The organism is Archangium sp. (assembly GCF_036388035.1).
Lineage (GTDB): Bacteria > Myxococcota > Myxococcia > Myxococcales > Myxococcaceae > Archangium.
On sequence record NZ_DASVSO010000676.1, the window covers coordinates 1 to 22964 of the forward strand.

Genomic DNA, 22964 nt, shown 5'->3' on the forward strand with positions numbered 1-22964 from the left:
GGCATGGGGCTGGTGGCCACGCTGGAGCCGGGGACGCGCACGGTGGACGTGGCGGACTTCGAGGGCGTGGCGAGCCTCCGGGCCACGGCCTCCACGCCGCTGGCGGACGTGAAGCCCGTGGACGAGGGCATGAGCCTCCAGCGCGCGTACTACGTGCTGCGCGAGGGCGGCCGGGTGCCGCTCGCGGCGGGTGACAGCGTGAGCCAGGGCGAGGAGGTGTACGTGGAGCTGACGCTGGACGCGCACGGGGAGAACCGGGTGCGCTCGGCGTACTACGTGGTGGAGGACGCGGTGCCGGCGGGCTTCGTGCCGCTGGTGGAGGACAAGGTGTTCCGCGGTCCGCCGCACGCGCTGCCGCTCGCGCCCGAGGCCCTCAAGCGCCGCTCGTTGAGCCCCGAGCGCGCCACGTTCTTCTTCGAGGAGCCGACGTGGTGGAGCGACAGCCCGCGCACGGTGGGGTACGTGATGAGGGCCCAGTTCGCGGGCACCTTCTCCGCGCCGCCGGCCTTCATCGAGGACATGTACGTGACGAGCATCCGCGGCCGCACGGGCACGGACGTGCTGAAGGTGGCGCCGTCCAAGCGCAGCACGGGCGACGTCAGCAAGGGCGAGTGGTGACGGCGGAGGTCACGTGGAAGGCGCTGGAGGCGCGCTACGTGTGCCCGAGGCCGAGCGTGGTGGAACCACGCCCGGGGTGATGGAGGTACCGTTGCAGGAACGAGGCGGCGGGTTCGATTCCCGCCGCCTCCACTAGAGGTTGCCCGCCGCTCTGAGTCGCGCCTACTCCCAATCAGGAGGCGCGGCTCGCCTAGGGGGACCAAATCGGTTCTTGTCGGACCAAATTTGGACCAAATCAGGAGGCGTGCGCATAGTGAAATGGGGGTAATGTCGAGGACAGCGGGTGGGAGCAGAGAGGCAGAGGAAGGCCGCTGAGAGGGTGTTGAACTGGGGCAGTCAGGCGAGGCGGCGGAGCATGAGACGAATCATGCCCAGGTGGATGAAGGCCTCGGAGGACTCCTCCTTGCGCTCGTAGTCCTTGGACAAGCGCCGCTCGCGGTTGAGCCAACCGAAGGTACGTTCGACAATCCAGCGCCAGGCCTGGACGACGAAACCCTTGTCGAGGTCCGAGCGCTTCACCACCTCGACGTTGATACAGCTCTCCTTGGCCACCGCCTCCACTTGTGGCCCGGCGTAGGCCCCGTCCGCCCACGTCTTCTGGAGCGTGGGGTACTGCTGAGCCGCCATGGGGAGCACGGCCTGGGCCGCATCCCTGTCCTGCACATCCGCCGTCGTCATCCACACCAGCAGGAGCAGGCCCAGCGTATCCACCAGCAGGTGGCGCTTGCGGCCCTTCACCTTCTTGCCCGCGTCGTAGCCTCTTGTCTGCGCCTCCTCCGTCGTCTTCACGCTCTGGCTGTCCAGGATGCTCGCCGTCGGCTCCGCCTCACGGCCGGCCTTCTTGCGCACCTTGATGCGCAGGGTGTCGTTGAGCTTCTTCCAGGTGCCGTCCTTCTTCCACTGGTCGAAGTAGTGGTAGACGAGCTGCCAGTCCGGCAGGTCGTGCGGCATGTAGCGCCACTGCGCTCCGGTGTGGAGGATGTACAGCAGGGCGTTGACCACCTCTCTGCGAGGGTGCAGCACGTCCTGGGGTCCACAGGTGCTGGCCCGGACGAAGGGCTCTATCAAGCTCCACTGCGCGTCAGTGAGGTCGGTGGGGTAGGACTTCCTCGTCGGCATTGGGAGGTCGCTCATGCCTCTGGAAGTAGTTGCCCGCGCGCGCGGGGACAACTTGCGCGGTCATGTCCCCGGCATTACTTTTCTGGTGGGCAACCAAGAAGGAGGAGGACAGAGTCAGGCACCAACAGGACGCGAGTTCATCGCACAAGGCAGCTCATGCAATGAGGGCAGCTCTTGGTGTGCGCAGAACCAGGCGGGCCGGGCATGGAGTCCATTGCACTTGGCCCATGCAGCGCACTCCTGCGGATGTGTCACGCTGCCTCATTGAAGTCTTTGTCGGTCTGCGTTCATGCGGCCAGCGGGTTGTTCTCCGCTGGCCGTTGTGCTTCTTGAGTACCCAGTACGAGGCTGAAATGTACCGGAGCCTGCCCGCCCCAGTTCAACACCCTCTGACGGGAGCACACAAGCCGTGCGCCATGCCAGTGCACTCCAGGTAGTGTTCCCTTGGGTTACACGCTTGCCTGTTCCAACCTCCTTGGAGGGGCGACAGGGGGAGTGGGCCTGTTGGCTGTGGCTGCTCAAGCCTCAACACCCTGCGGCCTTATGTGGCCCTCGCGCTGGGGCCAAGCGCGCACCTGCCGTGGGCAATCCCAGGTGCTCCAAAGTCGCTCGCCCCCTCGCGCTTCCCAGTCACGGCCATGTGTCGATTTCGAAACAAATCCCAGGAACAGGGGTTGTTGTGTCCAACAGGATGTACGGTAATTGCATCCCGTTGACGTCGTATCCTAGAGCCCTCCACCAAGTCTTGTTGCTTCATCCTTAGCACGATACCGCTTGTGGTTACGTCCTTGGATTTATAGTGGATTGAAGGGGTCGCATCATGCCGAAGTTGAATTTCAAGAGCCTCTGGGACAACCATCCCGCTCCGACAATCATCGAGCCATGCAAAAGTGATACGGGTCAGCCTAACTATGTCAATCAGTGCGCCATTCGCATGGGAGTGGCTTTGCTGAAGGCTAACGTTCGCGTGCCGGCCAATTCGGTGCCCAACTGTGAGAAGAAAGGGCATGATGGCCATACGCTTGGAGCCAGAAAGCTGGCTGATTGGATGAGTAACCGCTCCGATTTGTTCGGAAAAAAGAAATCTTTTTATCAGTCGCAGAAGCCTGCGGAAAATATTCGGGGAAAGAAAGGAATTATCCTCTGTAGTCAATTCCGCGGCAATGATGGCTACCTTTATGATCACATAGATCTTTGGGATGGCATCAGTCAGGGTGCTGGCAAGGAGATGAAGTACGGCTCCTCCGCATGGGTTGGGGTGTCTGGGGCAGTATGGTTTTGGGAACTTCCATGAAGCGTGCGGTTCCGGTTGGTCTATTGGGCTTGGCCATCGTTGGATTGGGGGCGATGGTTCATGCTGTCAAAGGTCGACAATTTCCCAAGAGCACGACCGCTCCGCAGGAGGACATCCAACAAAGCAGTATGACTCCCGAGGATGGTGGGCTGATACCGGGAGTCCAGGTTCGTGATTATCTTCTGCGGTTTACTTCATCGGAGGGCCGATGCTCCGTGTTGTTCACCAGTCCGACACAAAGGGGGAAGCTCCTCCTTGGGATGGCTCCTCCATGTAATGTCGTACTTGATTACCAGGGGGCGCCTCGGATTTCTGCCTATGGGCAGAACATCAAGACTTGGGTCGCGGTCGTGGTGGGGGGAGCGCCGGCGGCAGAGGGCGCCATGGATCCCGTGCTCAAAATTCCTTGCGGTACTCAGATACAAGGAATCTTGATTCAGGAAGGACGGATCGAGGCTTCGCGGCAAGTTTTCGATGGCAATGCGTTCTGTCCTGGGGCAGGCATGGATGAGAAGATTTACCGAATGTTTTCTGGCGACGACCCAAAGCGCTCGCAACATTGAGCGTTGAATAGAAAAGCCCCATTGGTATCGGAAAGAGTCCGTTGGCCTTGATGACGGCTTGGCTGCGATGGTTCATCATCCAGGCTAGGCACAGCAGCACATCCAGCCGCCATAGGGCAGACGCACTGTGCTGCCGTCCCAGAGCGGGACAATACTGTCCCCTCCGGCCGCCTCCGCTGGAACTCTCACCCGTGCTCCCCCACCAGTCCCTCCCCAGCCACACCTCGCCAGGGCACACGCTGCCGCCAAGCTCTCACAAGAATCCACCAAGCCCACTCTGGGAGTGCCAGGCGGCAGGTTCGATTCCCGCCGCCTCCACTTTTTTACGCCGTGCTCACGGGTGGTTGGCAGCCTTCTCCCTCCGTGTTGCACGTATGTCGCACGCGGGCGCAAAGGGCCGGTTAGAACCCCGACCGCCTCTCTGCGCGTGTCCGGGCTCAGGTGGGCATAGCGCTCCGTCATGTCGATGGTCGCGTGCCCCATCGGTTCCTTGATCACCGGACTTCCTCGGGGCCACGTCCGACCGCGCAGACGACCTTGGTGCCGCCCGCCTCGATGGCGCCGACGAGAACCTCCTGCCGCTCCTGGCTCACGGCGAATCCTCCACTCCATGCTCAGGGAGCGGGGGGACGGGGGTCACCTTCCACAGCTGCCCCGAGTCATTGCAGCCTGTCTTGGCGAGGATGGGGATGTTGTTGGCCCTGCTGTCATTGACGATGTCCAGTGACAGCGCGTCGCCCTGCGCCTGGGTCGTCAGCCGGTAGATGCCGTTGGGCTCCGGAGTCAGCTTCCATCGCTGCTCCGGAACAGCCGCCGATTTGACGAGGAGGGGGCGATTGCCGGCGGTGTTGGCCAGGGACAGGCTGGTCCCACGCCACTCGGTCGTCAGTCGGTAGAAGCCGTTGGCCTCCGGAGTCAGCTTCCACAGCTGCCCCGCGTAGTTGCCCGTCCTGGCGAGGATGGGCACGTTGTTGTCCTTGCCGTCATAGAGAATGTCCAGCGACATGCCCTCGCCCTGCCACAGGGTCGTCAACCGGTAGTAGCAGCGGGCATCGAAGGCGGCGGACACCGGCGGCGGGGTGGGTGTCGTGGTCGGGGTGGGTGTCGTGGTCGGGGTCACCTGCCACACCTGCTGGAGCAGCGCGAGCATGCCCGGGTCGTGCTTGCCCAGGTCTTCACGTGTGAAGGGATAGAAGTCGTTGCGGCCGAAGAGCGCCTCCGAGTTCTCCGCGAAGAACTCCCACTCGTCGAGCATGGCATAGGCACGCTCGAACGTGGTGGGCCGCTCGGGCCCACGCCAGCGCTCCACGCAGTCGTAGCTCTTGTTTGCAATCGCGCGCGCATAGGCATCCATGAGGCCGGCGTGCTTGCCGACGCCGAGCACCTGGTCGTGATAGGCGTGGCTGAGCTCGTGGAGCACGAACACGGGCATCCGCTTGGATTCCTTCTCGAAGATGAAGACGTTCGAGAACTCGATGCTCTTCACCATCGCCGGGTTGCGACCATTCTGGATCATCCAGGCCTCGCCAGCATGGTACCGAGCCGCCTGCGGCTCGTTGGGATAGGGCGGCGACAGCCACAGCGTCCTGTACGCTCAATCTCTGGGAGGCCCTCGGAGCCCGCGTGGCCACCCTGGGTGACGTCCTCTTACCAGACGTGCCGAAGCCAGGGGGTTGAGCACGTCGGCAGGGCCCCGCAATGTTGCGCGTATGTCGCATGAGCCTGCGGAATGACCTGGAACGGGGCGGGACAGGAGGGGACGTGTCGGGATGACGACTCCCAAGCATTCCGATGTCTGGCAGCATCAAGAAACTGCGAAACTCGAACTGAGTGCGGCCAGCGCGAGCCGTGCCAAGTCTCAAGGGGCTGCGCGCCCGCCAATCTCTGGGAAGCGCTCGTAGGCCCGTTTGAGCGCGTCCAGGTGCGCGGGGTTGTCGTAATCGAGCGGTGCATCCGTGAGCTGCACGACCCACCCACTCAACGGCGTGCGGCGCGCCCGCGACAGCAGCTCGGCGTCGCGAGCAGGATCCGGGAACCCGATGGCCTTCGCGGCAGCAGCAGACCAATAGTTCAGCCACCCAAGGAAACAGGGAATCTCAGGCGCGGGGAGCTTCTCTGGAAGGTTGAGCATGGGAAGCCCACGGGGTGAGCGCTCCGGTCCATGAGGCGAGCGGCGAAACTGCTGCGCGACTTCCGAGCCGTAACCATACGGCGACGCGTGCCCCCAAAATGCGCGCGCCCCTTCCGCCATTCCTTCCAGCACATTCGCTGCCGCCGTGATCACGGGCTCGCCTAGTGGCAGTTTTGCATGCACTTCAAACTGGTCCTGACCGCCTGCGCTAAGGAGTCCCGATTTTCCCATTCCCCAAACCGTCACGGGGTAACTCTCGTCCCCGTTGCACACGAGAGGGAATCCCCCGTCCTCAATGTTTTCTACGAGCCACGCGTCGCGCTGCGGCAATGCGATGGGTCGCCCGCCTTCGGAGAGCCGCCACTCCAGGCGCAAGCCGGGGAGCGCCTTCTCCAGCCCATGGACGACATCGAGCGTGCGTCCGTCTTTGCCCACGAGCGCAGGCGAGTAAACGATGAGGGTGAGGGCTTTACGCTTGGTCATCGTGTGCACCCCGTAACAACAACATCGAGAGTGGGACTTTCTTCGAGCAGCGCGGCTTTGTGCGCTTCGGTGCTCACCCCAACGACATAGCCATATCCGCATGCCGCCGCAGCTTTTCGCTGCTTCTCTATTTGAATCATTTCCTTCTTGATTTCCTTGTCTTGAACAAAGTCAGGGTATGCGTCAAATCGATGGGTCTTGATTTCCCACAGCACACGCACGCCGACTTGCAGTGCATCGAAGCTCACACCGCCCACGAGCACATCCATTCCGGGATAACGGTTGGGCGGAAACTGATCGGCGCACCTGTTATGCGCGTCATCCTCGCCCGCGTGCGGTTCCGGTATGGGCTCGCACCTGCGACGTCGCTCTCGTTCAGAGATGTCGGTTGGCCCCACGGGAGGGAAGTCCGGCCCTTTGGGCTCCGGCTTGGGCCTTTTTTCCGGCGAGGGTTTCTGCGGGGCGGGCGCTGTTTCAGGCACGGGCCGCGTTTCTGGCACGGGCCTTACCTCGGGGCGACCCATATCCAGCGCATACGCATCCAACGCCTCTTTGATGGCAAAGCCCACCACCACCACGCCCGCGACGATCACCGCTCCCACGACGAGCTCCGGTGCCGCCAGCACGCAAACCCCGACCCCCAGGGCAGTGGCACCAGCAGAGGCAACCGCGCATCGCCCCGTGGTGTCGTGAAATTCGATCCGGTCATGGTCCAGGGCATGAAAGCACCGCTCCGCCAGCTCGGGCCAGGGCTCAGAAGCTTCGCGGACGGCGCACCGCCCCCCATCCGTCCAGGGCAGCTTCGCCGCGCGCTGGAGGTTGGCGAGCCTCGGGTCGCGGGCCGCTGGCTCTCTTGGGCTGGGCGCTGACGTAGCGCAGGCTGAGACATGGAGCAGAAGTGCGATGCACGCTCGGAAACGCATGGCTACGTTCTCCAATCAATTCAGGACCTGGCGGATTCTGGCGGGGCCGTTTGGATCATCACGGCTTTGCCAACCTTCGGCCCGCGTCGTAACGCACCGCTCCGCAACAACTCGAAGATCTGCGAACGCTCGCAGCCAAGCATGGTTTGCGCAGCCTCTATGGTCATAGATGGCCCGCAGAAGTTCGTTCTGTTCCTCGCCTTGCCCCTTCACGACCGAGGGCCGCCGTCGTGTCTCACTGCACGGGGCGCGTTGTCTTGCGTCCCAGCGCCCACCGTTTGCGCTGCTGTCACGACGCCCGCACCTTGAGCCTGCCTGTACAGCGGGGCAGGCGAACACGTTCCTGCCTCGCACACCTTCTTCTAGAAGTTGGAGCAGTACCCGTCCTGCGGGAGAAGGGATACAACGTATCTGGGCCTTTGGGCACGGTGGAAGGCAATCGACTTCAGCCAGGGAGAGTGGTGACGTCGTGATGGGATGGTCCGCCATGATGGTCGCCCTGCTGACGGCCACCCCCGTCTTCCTCACCCGGGGAGACGTGACACCCGAGGCGGAGCTGCGCTCGGAGGCCGAGGCCACGTGGAAGGCCCTGGAGGCGCACTACGTGGCCGAGGCCGGCGGAGCGCCCGGCCGGGCGCCGGGAAACATCTCCCTGCAACGCGGGGAGGGGATGTTGCCCTCGCGCAACGGGCAGGGGCGGCCGGGCGTGGTGGAGCTGCGGCAGGCCACGCCCGGGGTGCTGGATGCGCGGCTGCGCGTGGCGCTCCGGCACGAGCTGGCGCACCAGTTCCTGTGGTGGGCGTGTCCCGCCTCGGCGGAGGACCGGATGTTCCACGAGGCCTTCGCGCTCGCGGTGAGCGGCGAGCTGGCCGAGTGGCGGGAGGCGCCCTACCAGTCCCTGTCGAGTGCCTCGGCGGAGCTGGCGCGCAACCCGAGCGTGGACACACCCCGGGCCCGTCGGGCGCTGGCTCGGGTGCTGAACGAGGACGCGGTTTTTCCGAAAGCCCTCACGCGCCGGCTGCGGCAGTGCCAGGACGGGGCCCGATGGGCGGTGCCGCTGTCCGTGGACGAGCTGGCCGGAGTGACGATGGAGACGGCGGCCTCCGCCTCGGTGGTGCTCAGCCGCCACTCGGGCGAGGTGCTGCTCGCGGAGGGGGACATCAAGCAGGCGATGCCCTACGGCTCGACGCTGAAGCCCTTCGTGGTGGCCGGAAGCGCCACGCCCCCGCCGGTGCTCCCGCCGCGCGCGGAGGTGCCCGAGTGGCTCTGCGGTGACAGGCTGCCCGGGAAGGTGGACGTGAAGACGGCGCTGCTGCGCTCGTGCAACGGCTACTTCCTGGACTGGGAGGGGCAGGGGAGCGCGCCGAAGTCCTTCGGCCCATGGGGCCCGGTGCTGGCCGCGGTGGGCCTGTCCAGCGAGCCGTTGGACATGGCGGATGCCATCGGACTGCGCTCGACGCTGCGCCTCTCCCCGTGGGGACTGGCCCAGGCGTACCGGCTGCTGGCCGAGGCGAGGCCGGACCTGCTGGCGGTGCTGGCCGACAACGCCGCTCGCGGGACGCTCTCGGAGCTGCCCGCGTCGAGGGCCTACGCGGGCGTGGCGACCAAGACGGGCACCGTGCGCGACGCGGACAGCCGGCCGAGGCTCGGGTGGATCGTCGCGGTGGACGAGGACCTGGTGGCGGTGGTGGCCCGGCCGGGGAAGATGCCGAGGGCCTTCGCGGACGAGGTGCCCGAGTTGCTGGCGAAGGTGCGGCGCAAGCGCGCCGGGCTCGAGGCCGCGCGGGTGCAGGTGCTGGGGTTGGTGCCGCCGGGAGGGCTCGAGGCCGCCTGTCGGGGCTCGGGCTTCGCCCTGGAGGGAGGCACGCCTCGCGCCCTCCCCGAGGGCTTCTCGAAGCTGGAGCCGCTCGTGTCGAAGGGCGCGGCGGTGTGCCTCGGCAGTCCCTGGCGCGTGCGTTTCCCGGATGCGCCGGCCGGTCGCGACTACGCTGGCGTCTTCACGGCGTCCGCGCCGCCGCCCTACACGCCTCCGCCGGGGGTGCCCATCAGCCCGAACGCGCTCAAGGCCCGCAGGGGCTCGGACTTCCTCTTCCGCACCACGCGCCTGCAATACACGGCGGGGGTGGTGGCGGCGGAGGACTCGGAGTTGAAGGGGGAGGCGAGGGTGGCGCTCGCGCTCGTGGTGGCCCACAACGAGCGCCACGCCGACAGCCGCCATCCGGGCCGCCCCGTCTGCGATACGACGCACTGCCAGGCCTTCCTCGGCACGGTGCGCGTGCGGCCCGAGGAGGAGCGGGCGCTCCGGCTCGCCCCGCTGCGCTGGCGGGAGTGGCTGCCGTTCTCACAAGGCGGGCAGGAACCGTGGCGTGAGACGCGCCCGCGCACTCAGGTGGAGTCCCTCCTGGGCCGAGGCGTGACGGCGGTGCGCTTCGCCGAAGGCCGCGTGCACTACCTGCACATGAAGGGGGAGGGCGGCGCCGTGTTCGACGTCGCCGAGTCCCAGCCCTGCGAGGTCCTCCGCTCGGCGCTGAAGCTGCCCGCCTGCCCGCGGACCGCCGCCTTCGAGAACGCGCGCGTCACCTTCGAGGGCCGGGGCCAGGGCCACGGCGAGGGCCTGGACGTGGAAGCGGCGAAGGCCAGTGGCCTCGAGGCGGCGCGGATTCTCGACCGCGCCTATGGACCCTAGGGGGTCGGCTTGAACGTGCCGGGCCGGCTCGCCGCGGCCTGCTGCACGGCCTTGTCGAACTCCTCCCGGCCCTTGAACAGGGTGATGCCGCCCAGCTTGAGGTTGGCCAGGGACACCCCCATCAGCACCACCTTCGAGCCGAACAGCACGCTGAGGGAGTTGATCTTCGGCGCCAGCGGGATGGCCCGATCCGTCATCAGGTTCCGGGCCTCGGTCGCGTAGAGTTCCATCCCCTCCCAGTCGTGGAAGATGTCCGTCTTCGGCTGGGAAGCGCAGATGCCCTCGATCGTCACCATCGCGAGCTGCGCGAGATGGCCGTCGTACATCGGCCCCTGAAACCGCGTCACGATGACGTGCGGCGCCGGTTGCCACAGCCGCAACTCCCCGTTCGGGGTGGTCCAGGTCCTGGTTCCGTTCACGTCCGAGTGAGCGAGCATGGTGGGCGGTGGAGTATGGCACTCGATCACCGGAAGCAAGGAGGGCCTTCTCGGCGTCCATGTGCGCTGGGGTAGGAGTGTACGCCTCTACTCGAGGAAGAGGTTGTCCCGGGGCAGGGCGAGCTGCCGGGCCGAGCGTTGGACGGAGGGCTCCGCCCGGGCCTCCACCGCTTCGAGCACCCGCAGCAGCCGTGCCCCGGAGCCATCGAGGCTCTCTCTCGGAACGCCGTGGGCCTCCAGCCCGGTGAAGAGGGCGGGCAGGTCTCCCGCATGGCGCATGCCTCGCGCACAGGCGCCGCCCGGCCGGGCGCGAAGGATGACGCTGCTGAAGTCGCTGCCGAGCATGACGGCCTCGGGCCCCACGTGCCGCGCGTAGTGGAGCCAGTGGGCGACGTCGTCATCGCACGTCCCCGGCTGGAAGCCCTCCCAGCGCTCGGCGGCGGGGACCTCCTGGAAGGGGGAGCGGAAGAGGCCGATGCCGATCAACCCTCCGTCCGCGGCGATCCGCTGGGCGAGGGGCGTGCTCAGGCAGCGCGTCTCGGCCCACCCCGCGCCGGTGTGCGAATAGAGGATCGGCACCCCCGCGGGCCCGGTGAGGGCGAGCACGTCCTCGATGGTCCTGTCGCTGGCGTGGGCCACATCTATAAGGATGCCGAGCTGGATCATCCTCCGGACCGCCTCCACTCCGAGCGGTGTCAGGCCGCCGTCCCGTCCTCGGGTGAGCGTCCCCACCCCGGCGCCGAACTGGTCATCGGCCGCGCCCGCCAGCGGGTTGTCGAAGAAGTGGACGAGGGTGAGGGAGCGGGCCCCCGCCGCGTAGAGCCGATCCACGTCCTCCACGCGCCGGATGCCCTCGCCGCCCTCGACGGCGGGCAGCAGCACCAGCTCTCCGCGAGCGAGCTCCCGGCGGGCTTCCTCCACGCTCCGCGCCAGCACGAAGTCCGGGCTCCGCCGGGTGAAGGCCTCAAGCTCCTCCAACTGGTGGAGGGCCTCGCCCAGCGCGCTCCGGCCGGGACGGGTGGCGGGGGGCGGCCAGACCGTCGCGAGGATGAGCCTCACTCCGGCCCGCCGAAACGCCGCCGCGTCCACCTGGTTGACGAGGCGATCCGCGTGCGAACTCGCGAGCCCCCCATCTCCGGGCTCGCCCTGGAAGAGCGGGCCGAGCGCCTCGCGCATGGTCACGTGGACGTGCAGATCCGCCCGGAGCACATGTGCGTCCACCGAGGGGCCTGTCTCCTCGGGAGGCGGCCGGAGCACGGCGCATCCCAGGCCTCCCACCGCGAGTACCACCCAAAGCCACATCCGGCGTCTGATCCTCTTCACCCGGAACACTGTAATTCTGGGAGGGGGTCGGCTCAGAGGAGAGCGGTAAAAATTACTTGTCCTTCAGACTTAAGCATGGGGGGCGCTCGATGCAAGTGCCCGTATTCGCTCGGGGACGGTTCGACGGACGCCCTGGCATCCCGCTTGCTCAATGCTCAGGACACGCAGTCGAGGCAACGACCCCACAGCCTTCCTACCCCCGAGAGCTCACCATGCAGGCTTCCTCCTCCTTCGCGTCCGCCGACTTCCTCTCGACCTACCTCTCCGAGATCAGCCAGTACCCGCTGCTGACCCAGCCGGAGGAGCAGGCTCTCGCGCGGCGGTTCCGCCAGGGCGACCTGCCCGCGGGTCACCGGCTGGTGACGGCGAACCTGCGCTTCGTGGTGAAGGTGGCCTACGAGTACCGCTCCTACGGCCTGAAGATGTCCGACCTCATCCAAGAGGCGAACATCGGCCTGATGAAGGCGGTGCAGAAGTTCGATCCGGACAAGGGCATCCGCCTCATCTCCTACGCGGTGTGGTGGATCCGCGCCTACATCCAGAACTACGTGCTGAAGAACTGGAGCCTGGTGAAGCTCGGCACCACCCAGGCGCAGCGCCGGCTCTTCTTCGCCCTGGCGCGCACCCGCCGCGAGCTGGAGAAGCTGGGCGCCGGGGACGGCACGGTCGTCAACGCCGAGGAGATCGCCCGCAAGCTGAACGTGAAGGCCTCCGAGGTGCGCGAGATGGAGCAGCGCATGGGCGGGAGGGATCTGTCGCTGGACGCGCCGATGGGCGAGGACGGTGACGCCACCCACCTGGACTTCGTGGAGTCCGAGAGCGCCTCGCACGCCGATGAGATCGCCGACCGTCAGGAGGCCCAGATGACCCGCGAGCGCATCCAGCGGGCCCTGGCGCGCCTGGATCCGCGCGAGCGCTTCATCATCGAGCAGCGCGTGATGAGCGACGCGGGCATGACCCTGAGCGAGCTGGGCGAGCACTTCGGCTTCTCGCGGGAGCGCGCCCGTCAGCTGGAGATCCGCGCCAAGGACAAGCTCAAGGCGGAGCTGGCCACGCTGATGACCGAGGAGAACCCGGAGGCGGCGGCGGTCGTCGGCTAAGAATACCCACGGGGGTGGGGAGTACCGAGAGGCGTGGACGGGTGGACCGACTGTCGTCGGTCGCCTGTCTCACGCCTCTCGCGTTCGTGCGGGGAGAATGTCGCGCGCCCGCTGTAGGGTTGACGCCCTATGAGCCCTCCTGACGCGACGGCCTGGACGCTCCCCTGGCGGGGGCTGGGCCTCAGCAGCAACCTCGACGCGGCGGATCAGCCGCAGCCCTACCGGTTGCTCGCCCAGTCGCCCGGCCTCTTCGATTACGTGGAGTACAGCGCGCCCCTGTCGCTCGACGAGACACGGGCGCACGCCTCGCTCTTCCCCGAGATGTGGGAGCGCCGCGGTGACGTGCCCGTGCTCTTCCACCCCGTGCACCTCAACCTCTACGGCCCCGAGCTGGAGCCCGAGAAGGCACTCCGGGACCTGGACGCGCACGCGCGCGCCGTGGGCAGCGCCTGGGTGGGCAACGACATCGGCTGGTGGCACGCGGGAGGGCAGCCGTTCCCAGGCTACCTCTACTTCACGCCGCCCTTCACCGAGGCCGGCGTCCGCGACAGCGCCGCGCATGCGCTCCACGTCCAGTCACACCTGTCCGTTCCGCTCGCGCTGGAGAACCCCGCCGCCTTCGCGAAGCGCGGCGAGCTGCATGTGCTGGACTTCCTCGCCCGCGTCCACGCGCGCACCGGCCTGCCGCTGCTGATCGACCTGGGGCACCTGCTCAGCTACCAGCTCGCCGCCGGACTGCCCCTGGAGGCGGGGCTCGATGGCTTCCCGTGGGACAAGGTGATCGAGCTCCACCTCGCCGGCGGCGTCGTCACCCGGCGCAAGGGGCGGGGCTACTACGTGGACGACCACACCCAGCCCGTGCGCGAGGAGCTCTTCGCCCTGCTGGAGTCGCTGCTGCCGCGCTGCCCCTCGCTGCGTGCCGTCACCTTCGAGGGAGACGGACACCCCTCCGAGGTGGCTGCCCTCACGCTGCGCCGCCTGCGCGCGCTGGTGCCCGCGGTGCCGAGGCCCCCGCTCACCCTCACCCCGGTGAAGGCGCCCGCCCCGGCGCTCACCCGCGAGAGCCAACCGTGGGCCCTCTTCGACACCGGCTACGGCGCGAAGGAGGAGACGGAGGGCGACGTGGAGGGGGCGCACGCGGAGACGGACTTCCGCCTCGCGGTGGTGGCCGAGATGCTCGACCGGGACTGGCCGGTGTCGCGGCTGCTGCTCGCGGGCACGCGGGAGGACCTGCGTGCCTTCACCGCGTCCCGGGAGTTCCGCGAGCTCTTCGAGGGCCTGGGGCGCTCGTTGGGACAGGCCTTCGCGGCCTGGGCCCGCCACCGCCTGCGCGAGCGTCCGGACGAGGGCGTCGCGGCGGCGCTCTCCTTCGAGACCTTCCTGCCCTCGGCCTTCGCGCGTCCCGTCCCCGCGCCCGGAGCGGGCCAGGTGGGGCTCGCCGAGGACGTGCGGGTGGGCACCTTCCCGGTGGACCTCACCGAGCTCGTCTTCGCCGCGAAGTCCCTGCGCCGCCACCTCACCGGGCGTGCCTGGGCCTGCGAGGTGCTGGACGTGAGCGGCCTGGAGTCGCTCGCGCAGGTGGCCCGGCGTCCGGCCCCGGGCCCGTGGAGCTTCGTCGTGCGGCGCAAGGGCAGGGGGGTGGAGCCCCGGACGGTGTCGCCCTCGCTGCTCGAGGAGTTGCGCTCGCTCGCGCGGGCGCCCCGGGCGGTGGAGCAGGTGCCCGCCGGTGCGGTGTCCGAGGGGCTCGCGCTCGGCCTGCTGCGGCGCGGGTGAGGCTCAGGGGCAGGGGCCGCAGTCCTTGCCGCAGTTGTCGTACGTCCCGCCGGTCCCGCACGTCTCGGTGGACTGGCAGATGCCGTCTCCGCAGGTGTGGATGTCCGAGCGGAGCATCCGCGTCGTGATGACCGGCCAGGTGATGCCGTTGTACGTGCACGACACGTAGAAATTCCGCGAGTCATCCAGGGTGCAGAACCTCGCGCAGCTCTGCTCGACGCGGACGAGCGGGGGACACTCCTGGCTCACCACGTTCCCCTTGGCGGAGAGCGCGCAGGCACGCGCGGTGCTCTCCCTGTCATTGAGCGGGCGCCCGTCATTGCCGACGTAGAGGCCCTCGGGGGTGAAGAGGTTGCCGAAGAAGCAGGCCTCCCTCTCGGAGAAGAGCAGCAGCTCCACGGGGGAGGAGGGGATGGCCGCTCCCGTGGCGCTCAGCCCGAGCACGGAGAGGAAGATGTGCGTGCCGTACTTGTTGGCGTGCGCCGCCAGACAGGCGGAGACGATCCGCTGCTCGGCGAGGGTGGCGGGTGCGCCGCTCGTCCAGTCCGGCGCGAGGCCCAGCTTGCCCGCCCAGACATGGGTCTCACCCGTGGGAGACGTATAGGTGCGGCTCACTCCGGCCGGTGCGGCGCACAGGACGACGTACCGCATCACCGTGTCGTGAAGCGCCGGGTTCGTCTGGAACCAGGAGGTGAACTCGGCGGTGGACAGGCCATTCAAGGACAGCCCGTTGAGGGACAGGCCATTCAAGGACAGCCCGTTGGTGGTGTGCAGGGCCTGGGACTGAGTGCGAGGGGGCTCGGACTCGAGCGCCACTTCCGCTGGACCACAGGCGCTCGCGAGCACCAGCAGGAGCGCTCCGACCGCGCGCTCCACCTTCGGACGACGAGACCCTTCAACCGGGCCGGTTTTCATGTCTTTCCCCTGCGACCGCGGACGAGGCGGATGCGCTCCGCTTGCAGGGTACCGTTGTCACTGAAACGAAGAAGCGTTGATTATTGACCTGATAAGTAGAGTGTCTGGGGTGGGACAGCGGAGGCGTGAACTTCCGGAAAAGAGGGCTGGCCGCTGTCGGGTGACGGACGGCCAGCCGGGAGTCGGGTGGGACTCAAGGGCAGGGGCCGCAGTCCTTGCCGCAGTTGTCCGGGGTGTTCCCCGTGCCGCACGACTCGGTGTACTGGCAGATGTCGTCACCGCACTTGAAGACGTCCCGCTTGCTCATCCGCGTGGTGAGGGGGCGGTAGGTGACGCCGTTGTAGGTGCACGACGTGTAGAAGTCCTTCGACCCGTCCTTCTCGCAGTACTTGTCGCACCTGGACTGGACGCGGACGATCGGCATGCACGGCTGGCGGTCATCGTTCTTCTCGTCCGAGCGGGCGCAGGCGCGAGCGGAGCTGTGGTCGGGGTGGAGCAGGCGCCCGTCATTGGCGACGAAGAGGCCCTCGCCGTTGAAGAGGTTGCCAAAGAAGCAGGCCTCCTTCTCCGAGAAGGTCTCGAGCTCCTCCCGGGTGTAGGGGATGACCTCGCCCCGCGCGGCCCGCCCCAGCACGGAGATGGGGACGCGGACCCCGAACTTGTTCGTGTGGGCCGCCAGGCAGGCGGAGATGAGCTGTTGCTCGGCCAGGGTGGCGGTCGCGCCCTGGGCCCAGCCCGGCGCCAGCCCCAGGTTCCCCGTCCAGGTGTAGGTGGTGCCCGTGGAGGGCGCGGTGTAGCTGCGCGTCTGCCCGGCGGGCACGGCGCACTGCACGAGGTACTTCATCACCGTGTCGCCGAGCACCGGATCCGTCTGGAACCAGGAGGTGAACTCGGCGGTGGCCAGCCCGTTGAAGGCCAGGCCATTGAAGGCGAGCCCGTTGAAGGCCAGTCCATTCGGGGACAGGCCGTTGAGCTCGTAGAGCGTCTGCCGCTGGGAGGCGAGTTCCTGGGACTCCTCGGGCAGGGCCACCGGGCCGCAGGCACTCGTGGAGGAGAGCAGTACAGCCGCGGACAGCAGGGCCAGGCGGGTGAGCTGCATGGCATGCTCCTTTGTCGGATGGGGGGCGGGGGACGACTGCACAGACAAGCTGCTCTCGGGTGCGTAATCCGGAAAGCCCGAGCAGCCGGGAATTGGCGGTCAATCCGATGGGAGCTGGAGGAGCTGTGGACTCGTGTACGCCCCGGGGCCGGGACGCGTCGGGAGGCGAACGTTTGGGGGTGAAGGGGAGGACGTACTCAGTGTCGGGTTTTCGACGGAGTCTTGCGCCCGTCCTCCCGCTGCGGTAGTTCGCGCCCCATGTCGTCACCTCTCGTCGTTGGCATCGCCGGTGGTACCGCTTCCGGCAAGACGACGGTCGCCCGGAAGGTCCGCGACGCGCTCGCCGACTGCCGCGTGGCCTTCATCGATCAGGACTCGTACTACCGGGACCTGTCGGACCTGGCGCTCGCCGAGCGCCGCGAGGTCAACTTCGATCATCCGGACGCCTTCGACACGGAGCTGCTCGTGGAGCACCTGCGCGAGCTCAAGGCGGGCCGGCCCATCCAGAAGCCGGTGTACGACTTCGTGACGTCCACCCGGCAGAAGCACACGGTGCGCGTGGACCCCGGGGACATGGTTCTCATCGAGGGCATCCTCGTGCTGCACATGAAGCCGGTGCGTGACGAGATGGGCGTGCGCATCTACGTGGACACCGACGACGACCTGCGCATCCTGCGCCGCCTGGAGCGCGACATCCACGAGCGCGGTCGCGACTTCGACCACGTGGTCAGCCAGTACCTGCGCCACGTGCGCCCCATGCACATGGGCTTCGTCGAGCCCTCCAAGCACCACGCCGACATCATCATCCCCCACGGCGGTGGCAACGACATCGCCATCGGGATGCTGGTGGGCGCGCTGCGCGCGAAGCTGCTCAGCCCCGCCACGCACCGCTGACGGGCGCTAGCGGCGCCGCTCGAGGTGCTCGCGCACCCGGGCGGGGCGCTCGCGGAGGAACTGGAGCGTCTGCTCCACGGCGCGCTCGAACCCGGCGGGGGTCGTCTCCTTGCGAGGGTCCGCCTGGACGTCCGAGACGAGCTGACTCCGGAGGCGCCTCACACGGGAGTCGAGCCCGGCGCCCTCGAGCTTCCGGTTCACCTCGTCCAGCCGCGCGGCGAAGGCGGCCACGCAGTCCGCTTCTTCCAGGCAGCGCGTCGCGAGCAGGCCCGACACGGCCCAGGGATCCTGATCCAGCCCGGAGCGCGTGACCTTGTGGTGCCCGAAGGTCTGATCGATCCCCGTCGACACCAGCGTCCAGCGGCCGGTCGAGGGGTCCTGGTACACGCGGTAGTTGTTCTGCGAGCCGAACGGGTAGCCGTCCCAGTGGGAGATGACGCTCTCGAGCGCCCACGTCGTGAGGAACCGCTCGTAGTCCACGAACGCGGAGACCTCCGGGTAGAACCCGCCCTTGGGAAGTCGCTGGAGGCGGCGGGTGAGCTCGCGCAGGGGCGCGTAGGCGTCGGCCGGAGTCCCCGTCCCGCTCGAGCCACACGCCTCGCCGTCGAGCTTGCGAGAGAGGCAGAACCCCTCGGAGTCCCCTCCGGCGGGCGGTACGTTCTCCGGGAGGAGATCGCACCAGTACGTCCCCTCGTAGAGGGCGCCGTCCTTGTCCTCGAACCAGCGCGCCAGGAACCGCCGGTCGATCGTCTCGACGTGGGTGTAGAGGCCCCACGGCTCGCCGTTGACGTACAACCGGACCGTCGCCGCGCGGGGCGCCGGCACGCCCAGCGCCCGGTAGAGCGGGTAGCCCAGGCGCTCGTTCATGAAGCTCGGGTCCTGCACGGTGTTGTTGAACGTGAAGTGCTTGCGGCCGAGGAGCTCTCGCGAGCGCGGGCAGCCGGGCTCCCGAGGATCGTCCCATTCGAGGTCCACCTTGAAGGACGCCTTGCCCTCCAGCGTCCGGGCGGAGCCGCAGCCCCCCTTCACATGGAGGCCGACGCCCTCGAACACCTGGTCCCGGAAGCGGAGCGTGGCCCGGTGGTAGTCGCGCTCATGCGGCACGCAGTCGGGAGGAACCGCCTCCGCGTTCATCGCGGCCCAGGAGTCCGGAGGAATCTCGAGGTGGAACTCGAGCAGCTGCTCCTCGTCGAAGAGCTCCCGGGACGCATCGTCCGTCCTGAAGAACCGGAAGTCGCTCCACGCGCCCCAGATCTCACAGGGCGGACTCCCATAGCCGTAGCGGACGCGCACCGCGTACCGTGAGCGCTCGACGAGCCGGGCGCTCGCGACCTGGAAGACGCCATCGGCGAGGCGCACCTCGGCGAGCTTCGTCGGCTCGCTCACCGCCGCCCACCAGACGCGCCCCACGGGGATCCGCCCGTCCACCGACCAGAGCTCGAACTCGGCCCGAGCCGGCGCGTTGTCACCGGCGTCTCGAAATCCCGTCGCCCGGAGGGTGACGTCCCCGGCCCCGAGCAGCTCGTCCTGCGCGGGGCGCTCGATGCGGGGCGCCGCCGGAGCGGTGTGGGCCTCCGGACAGCGGACCTCGGGAGCAGGCGGCCTGGGTTCGACAGGCTCGCCGGGCTTGTCCCGCTCGCCGGGCTCGACCGGGGTTGGCGGTGGAGTGTCGACGGGCTCCGGGACGTCCGGAGGCGTCGGCGAGCACGCGACGAGCAGTGCGACCACCAGGCAGGCCAACAACCGTCTCGGATTCACGCGGCGAAAGGTGGAGCCGCTCACCTCGCGCGGCAATGAAGACTACTTGTCGGTCGCGTCCTCGGCCTTGTCGCCGGCCTTCTCCGCGGCATCCCCCGTCTTCTCCGCGGCGTTCTCCGCATCATCCTTGACGCCCTCACGCGTGTGGCGGCAGCCCACTCCCGTCAGCAGGGTCCCCAGCGCCAGGGCCAGCAGTGCCTTCCTCGTCATGTTCTTCTCCTCGCGTCGTGGCTCTGGCGTTTGACCGCCAAAGCCGTGTCGTGGCGAGGAAGGTAGGAGCGCTTCGCCCATTACACAGGGACTTGCGTGGAAGTGGGCTGCCCAGCGGGACGCAGGACAGGCAGGCAGGCGAACCGGCTTCACGAACTCCGGCGGCGCAGGAAGTCCCGTATCGGTCGGTGCAGCCGCCCCGCCTGCCGCAGCAGGCTCGCGTGACCGCAGGGCTCTGGCACTTCCTGGTAGTGGGCTCGCACGCCCGCCGCGCTGAGCAGGTGGTACGTGTCCCGCACCCGTGACGGCGGCGCCAGGGCGTCGTCCGCTCCCGTCGCCAGCAGCACTGGCGCCCGGATCTTCGTCAGGCCGTCGGTGACATCTGCTCCCGCGTACGCCGTGCACAGCAGGGCCCAGGCGTTCGCGTCGAAGGTCTCCGCGAAGGCGTCGGCATCCGCCTCCAGCGCCTGCTCGGCGGCGGCCACGCTCGGGTCCATGCAGCGGAACGAGTCGGGCCCCTGGAGCAGCCGCAGGTACTCCAGGCGCAGCTTGCGCAGGGTCCGCTTGGGTCCCTGGCCCGGCGCGTAGTGGCCGTCGCGGAAGTCCGGATCCTGACGCAGCACCTGGCGGGTGAGGCCGAGCCGCTCGCGCAGGGTCTCGGGCAGGGCCTTCGCGGCCCCGAGCACCACCACCGCCGTCGTCAGCTCCGGGAAGAGCGCCGCGAGCTGCAACGCCACCAGCCCGCCGAGCCCCACGCCCACCAGCGCCCGCGCGCGCTCCACCTTCATCCCGCGCAGCATCGCCGCCACCGCGCGCGCCATGTCCGTCACCGTCACCGTCGGCAGCGCCGGGCCGTAGGGCCTGCCCACCTGGGTGTCGATCGTCACCGGCGAGGTGGAGCCGAAGGGGCTGCCGAGCAGGTTCGGCACCAGCACCTGCAGCGCCGAGGTGTCCAGCGGAAGCCCCTCGCCGACGAGCTCCGCGCCCCAACCCGAGGACTGGAAGGCTCCCGGCTCCACCGGTCCCAGCGCGTGGTGGGAGTGGGCGAGGTCGTGCAGCAGCACCGCAACATTGTCGTCGGAGCGCTCACCGTAGGCAGACCAGGAGAGCGAGGCCCCGCCTAGCAGGCCGCCTTCCTCTAGAGGAAGTGCAACCGGTAACGTGTAGCTGCCGGTGGTCTGGTACACGCGAGCCGGGTCTCATATCACTACGGCCGTCATTTCCGAGAGAGGAGCATCTCCGCGTGAAGCGTTATTTCGGACTCATCGTCCTCATCGTGGGCATCATCAGCGCCGGGGTGGTGACGTCTCGCAGCGCGAGTACCAGGGCGGACGAGGCCCAGCGCCAGGCGGACTTCACCCGCATCCAGAAGGACTACCTGGAGCGCGTGGGCTGGCTGCGCACCAACCCCGACGAGGGCTCCTACCGTCAGGAGATCTCCCCGTTCTTCAAGACGTACTTCGAGCAGGTCTCCTCGCACCAGAGCCGCTACAAGCTGAGCAAGAACTTCGACGCGTACCTCGACGAGCTCGACAAGCGCGGGGACAAGGACGAGCGGGCCCAGGACAAGAAGGCCTTCTACGACTACACGCGCAAGGTGTTCGACCAGATGCGCGAGGGCCGCTACAAGCCGGTGTGGACGGCCACCGACAAGGGCATGCGCCTGGACGTGCTGTCCTCCGACGTGGTGATGGTGCTCAACAAGCCGCAGGTGCGCCTGCAGCTCGTGCTCTGGGGCGCCCAGCGCGAGGAGCGCCAGGACGGCAAGGTGAAGAAGATGGTCACCAGCGCCTCCTTCAAGACCCAGTGGAAGCTCACCGACGAGAAGGGGAAGCTCATCGGCGAGATGACCGGGGAGGATCCCTCCATGAAGGTGGACTTCCCCGAGCGCTTCATCGCCGAGTTCCCCCCGCAGATGGTGCTCGGGCACTACGACATGGACCTCATCCCCAATGAGGTGAAGAAGATGGAGATCACCTTCAACGTCAGCTCGCGCGCCGCGTCGGGGGGCGATGCCGCGGCCACGTACCTGTGGAAGCTGGACGTGCCCTCGGAGTGGCGGCTCGGCGCTGGCGAGAAGTGGGAAGGCGCCGAGGTCACCGAGCGGGCCGAGGAGGAGATCGATCCCTCCAAGGCCGCGAAGAAGTAGCCCGCGGCCCGCCCCCGCCTTCTCACGAGAGAGGGCGGGGACCTCCCTGTCTAGAGCGAGGTCCGGCCGGCTCGCCTCAGCCCGTCGAGGCCCGCCTCCACGTCCTCCGGAAGAATCTCTCGGAACTTGAGCGGCGGCGGGCCGGACTGGCCTTCCTCGTACACCATGGCGCGTGGCCGCACGTGCTCCTGTTTCAGCACGTCAGTCACGAAGCGGACCCGCTCCTGATCGTCGGCCTGCGCGAGCGCCTGCTCGTGCTGCGCGACCACCTCGGCGATCTGCTCCTCCAGCCGCTGCCGGTCGAGCTCCGACTCCGCGGCGCCCACGATGAGCGGCACCAGCACCGGCGCCTGCGTGAGCGGCAGGTAGAGGCCGCGCGTGGTGCGAGCCACCGTCTTGAACACGTCCTCGGCCCCGGCGAAGCCGCGCAGCCCCGGCAGGCAGCCCACCGAGTAGATGGTGATGCCCATCTCCCGGCAGCTCTCGGCCTGCACGTACCAGTGGTGGCCGCAGGGGCAACCCTGGGGGAAGCCGTCGCCCGAGGGCTCGACACCGTGCGGGGGCGCGTCGCCGAACCAGACCACCACCCGGGCCGCCTTCGGTCGCCAGTCGAGCCGCACGAGGTCGTACAGCCCATCCGTGACGGACTCGGGGCCGTCACCGCCGCCGGAGGCCTGCATGCGCTCGACGCCCTGGCGGATGGAGGGGATGTCCGAGGTGAGGGGCACGACGCGGCTCGCGAAGGTGGAGTCCTGCGGCTCGTGGTCCCGGTAGCTGACCAGGCCCAGCCTCAGGCTGCGGCACAGCGGCGCCTCCTCGAGCGCGTCGATGATCTCGCCCAGCCGGCGCTTCACCTCCTCGATGTAGACGCCCATGCTGCCCGTCTCGTCCACCAGGAAGACCAGGTCCAGCTCACCCACGCCCTTCTTCGTCGCGTAGTCGAGCTGCTCCTTCGAGTAGCTGTCCGAGTCCTCCGAGCGCAGGGACATGCCGCCGCGTCGGGCTTTCGCCTGCTGGGGCCGTGGGCGAGCCGGCTCGTCACTCTTCGACACCAGGCGCTTGAGCGAGTCGAGCATCCCGCCCCGGCCACCCTTCGGCGGGCTCGCGTCCTCCGTGTCCTCGGACACTTCCTCGTCCGCCTCATAAGAGGACCCCGGGCTCTCCTCTTCAAAGGACCCCGGGCTCTCCTCCTCGTGGAGCCCGCCGAGATCCTCCTTCATCACCGGACTGGCCGCCTTCCGCATGGGAGCCATGCTCGGCGTGGCCGCCGGAGCGGGCGAGGGCGGGGGAGGGGCCATGGGCGCCATGGCCGGGCGCATCGGAGGAGCACCACCGGGGGCCATGGAGGCGGGCATGGGTGGCGCGGCTGGCATGGGATGCGAGCCGGTCACCTCCATCGGGTCGTACCCGCCGCCTTCGAACGAGTCATCGAGGTCCGCCAGCGGTTCGGACGCGCTGAACATGACCTCCTCGTCCACCATCGCTGGCG

Annotated in this window: 19 protein-coding genes and 1 pseudogene; 8 read left to right on the plus strand and 12 right to left on the minus strand. The window is 68.1% G+C overall.

Translation table 11 applies throughout. The features are described from left to right. Positions 1 to 618 (plus strand): annotated as a pseudogene (locus VF697_RS27490) (alpha-2-macroglobulin); the annotation flags it as partial. A gap of 336 nt (positions 619 to 954) precedes the next feature. On the opposite strand, the gene VF697_RS27495 reads toward VF697_RS27490, so the two are convergent. Further along, entirely contained in the window at positions 955 to 1737 is a 783-nt protein-coding gene (locus tag VF697_RS27495; RefSeq protein ID WP_331099695.1) for an IS5 family transposase, read from the minus strand. Between the two features lie 820 nt (positions 1738 to 2557). Here VF697_RS27495 and VF697_RS27500 point away from each other — a divergent pair. Next, on the plus strand, positions 2558 to 3031 hold the full coding sequence (locus VF697_RS27500) for a T6SS effector amidase Tae4 family protein (protein ID WP_331099696.1): 474 nt from the start codon (positions 2558 to 2560) through the stop codon (positions 3029 to 3031). 383 nt (positions 3032 to 3414) lie between these two features. Then, positions 3415 to 3594 carry a hypothetical protein gene (locus VF697_RS27505; RefSeq protein WP_331099697.1) on the plus strand — a complete coding sequence of 60 codons (180 nt, stop codon included), beginning with the start codon at positions 3415 to 3417 and terminating at the stop codon, positions 3592 to 3594. A 589-nt stretch (positions 3595 to 4183) separates the two neighbouring features. On the opposite strand, the gene VF697_RS27510 is transcribed toward VF697_RS27505, so the two are convergent. The 3 genes from VF697_RS27510 to VF697_RS27520 form a co-directional block, all read right to left on the minus strand. Beyond that, positions 4184 to 5110 carry a hypothetical protein gene (locus VF697_RS27510; RefSeq protein WP_331099698.1) on the minus strand — a complete coding sequence of 309 codons (927 nt, stop codon included), beginning with the start codon at positions 5108 to 5110 and terminating at the stop codon, positions 4184 to 4186. Between the two features lie 342 nt (positions 5111 to 5452). Further along, positions 5453 to 6208: a DUF5953 family protein gene (locus tag VF697_RS27515; protein WP_331099699.1), complete on the minus strand. Its 756-nt coding sequence runs from the start codon at positions 6206 to 6208 to the stop codon at positions 5453 to 5455. Then, positions 6205 to 7131 (minus strand): DUF6310 domain-containing protein, encoded by a 927-nt coding sequence (locus tag VF697_RS27520; protein WP_414641346.1) that lies wholly within the window; start codon positions 7129 to 7131, stop codon positions 6205 to 6207. The genes VF697_RS27515 and VF697_RS27520 overlap by 4 nt, the downstream gene beginning before the upstream one ends. A 472-nt stretch (positions 7132 to 7603) precedes the next feature. On the opposite strand from VF697_RS27520, the gene VF697_RS27525 reads away from it, so the two are divergent. After that, entirely contained in the window at positions 7604 to 9817 is a 2214-nt protein-coding gene (locus tag VF697_RS27525; RefSeq protein ID WP_331099701.1) for a hypothetical protein, read from the plus strand. On the opposite strand, the gene VF697_RS27530 is transcribed toward VF697_RS27525, so the two are convergent. Then, positions 9814 to 10293 (minus strand): hypothetical protein, encoded by a 480-nt coding sequence (locus VF697_RS27530; RefSeq protein WP_331099702.1) that lies wholly within the window; start codon positions 10291 to 10293, stop codon positions 9814 to 9816. The genes VF697_RS27525 and VF697_RS27530 overlap by 4 nt on opposite strands. Positions 10294 to 10341: 48 nt before the next feature. Further along, the gene (locus VF697_RS27535; protein WP_331099703.1) at positions 10342 to 11475 is read right to left on the minus strand and encodes a dipeptidase; all 1134 of its coding nucleotides are present in this window, start codon (positions 11473 to 11475) and stop codon (positions 10342 to 10344) included. A 314-nt stretch (positions 11476 to 11789) separates the two neighbouring features. Between VF697_RS27535 and rpoH the strand changes: the two genes are divergently transcribed. Continuing rightward, positions 11790 to 12677 (plus strand): RNA polymerase sigma factor RpoH, encoded by an 888-nt coding sequence (gene rpoH, locus VF697_RS27540; RefSeq protein WP_331099704.1) that lies wholly within the window; start codon positions 11790 to 11792, stop codon positions 12675 to 12677. Positions 12678 to 12806: 129 nt separating this feature from the next. Next, the gene (locus VF697_RS27545) at positions 12807 to 14450 is read left to right on the plus strand and encodes a DUF692 domain-containing protein (protein WP_331099705.1); all 1644 of its coding nucleotides are present in this window, start codon (positions 12807 to 12809) and stop codon (positions 14448 to 14450) included. 3 nt (positions 14451 to 14453) lie between these two features. On the opposite strand, the gene VF697_RS27550 is transcribed toward VF697_RS27545, so the two are convergent. Then, positions 14454 to 15365: a hypothetical protein gene (locus VF697_RS27550; protein ID WP_331099706.1), complete on the minus strand. Its 912-nt coding sequence runs from the start codon at positions 15363 to 15365 to the stop codon at positions 14454 to 14456. 193 nt (positions 15366 to 15558) lie between these two features. Continuing rightward, positions 15559 to 16464 (minus strand): hypothetical protein, encoded by a 906-nt coding sequence (locus tag VF697_RS27555; RefSeq protein ID WP_331099707.1) that lies wholly within the window; start codon positions 16462 to 16464, stop codon positions 15559 to 15561. Positions 16465 to 16722: 258 nt separating this feature from the next. Here VF697_RS27555 and udk point away from each other — a divergent pair, with 258 nt between their 5' ends. Beyond that, positions 16723 to 17358: a uridine kinase gene (udk, locus tag VF697_RS27560; protein WP_331099708.1), complete on the plus strand. Its 636-nt coding sequence runs from the start codon at positions 16723 to 16725 to the stop codon at positions 17356 to 17358. Positions 17359 to 17364: 6 nt separating this feature from the next. On the opposite strand, the gene VF697_RS27565 is transcribed toward udk, so the two are convergent. From VF697_RS27565 to VF697_RS27575, 3 genes are all read right to left on the minus strand, one after another. Further along, entirely contained in the window at positions 17365 to 19152 is a 1788-nt protein-coding gene (locus tag VF697_RS27565) for a CotH kinase family protein (RefSeq protein WP_331099709.1), read from the minus strand. A 6-nt stretch (positions 19153 to 19158) separates the two neighbouring features. Beyond that, on the minus strand, positions 19159 to 19326 hold the full coding sequence (locus VF697_RS27570) for a YtxH domain-containing protein (protein WP_331099710.1): 168 nt from the start codon (positions 19324 to 19326) through the stop codon (positions 19159 to 19161). Between the two features lie 149 nt (positions 19327 to 19475). Next, positions 19476 to 20513, minus strand: a complete 1038-nt coding sequence (locus VF697_RS27575; RefSeq protein ID WP_331099711.1) for an alpha/beta fold hydrolase — start codon at positions 20511 to 20513, stop codon at positions 19476 to 19478. A 56-nt stretch (positions 20514 to 20569) separates the two neighbouring features. Between VF697_RS27575 and VF697_RS27580 the strand changes: the two genes are divergently transcribed. Further along, positions 20570 to 21475 carry a hypothetical protein gene (locus tag VF697_RS27580; RefSeq protein ID WP_331099712.1) on the plus strand — a complete coding sequence of 302 codons (906 nt, stop codon included), beginning with the start codon at positions 20570 to 20572 and terminating at the stop codon, positions 21473 to 21475. A gap of 50 nt (positions 21476 to 21525) precedes the next feature. Here VF697_RS27580 and VF697_RS27585 read toward each other — a convergent pair. Beyond that, positions 21526 to 22964: vWA domain-containing protein (locus tag VF697_RS27585; protein ID WP_331099713.1), on the minus strand; the 1439-nt coding region annotated here is incomplete at its 5' end.

Coding starts and splice junctions, on each gene's coding strand:
- VF697_RS27495 (WP_331099695.1), bottom strand. CDS start 1,737: ATGCCGACGAGGAAGTCCTACCCCACCGACCTCACTGACGCGCAGTGG.
- VF697_RS27500 (WP_331099696.1), top strand. CDS start 2,558: ATGCCGAAGTTGAATTTCAAGAGCCTCTGGGACAACCATCCCGCTCCG.
- VF697_RS27505 (WP_331099697.1), top strand. CDS start 3,415: ATGGATCCCGTGCTCAAAATTCCTTGCGGTACTCAGATACAAGGAATC.
- VF697_RS27510 (WP_331099698.1), bottom strand. CDS start 5,110: ATGATCCAGAATGGTCGCAACCCGGCGATGGTGAAGAGCATCGAGTTC.
- VF697_RS27515 (WP_331099699.1), bottom strand. CDS start 6,208: ATGACCAAGCGTAAAGCCCTCACCCTCATCGTTTACTCGCCTGCGCTC.
- VF697_RS27520 (WP_414641346.1), bottom strand. CDS start 7,131: ATGCGTTTCCGAGCGTGCATCGCACTTCTGCTCCATGTCTCAGCCTGC.
- VF697_RS27525 (WP_331099701.1), top strand. CDS start 7,604: ATGGGATGGTCCGCCATGATGGTCGCCCTGCTGACGGCCACCCCCGTC.
- rpoH (WP_331099704.1), top strand. CDS start 11,790: ATGCAGGCTTCCTCCTCCTTCGCGTCCGCCGACTTCCTCTCGACCTAC.
- VF697_RS27545 (WP_331099705.1), top strand. CDS start 12,807: ATGAGCCCTCCTGACGCGACGGCCTGGACGCTCCCCTGGCGGGGGCTG.
- VF697_RS27550 (WP_331099706.1), bottom strand. CDS start 15,365: ATGAAAACCGGCCCGGTTGAAGGGTCTCGTCGTCCGAAGGTGGAGCGC.
- VF697_RS27555 (WP_331099707.1), bottom strand. CDS start 16,464: ATGCAGCTCACCCGCCTGGCCCTGCTGTCCGCGGCTGTACTGCTCTCC.
- udk (WP_331099708.1), top strand. CDS start 16,723: ATGTCGTCACCTCTCGTCGTTGGCATCGCCGGTGGTACCGCTTCCGGC.
- VF697_RS27570 (WP_331099710.1), bottom strand. CDS start 19,326: ATGACGAGGAAGGCACTGCTGGCCCTGGCGCTGGGGACCCTGCTGACG.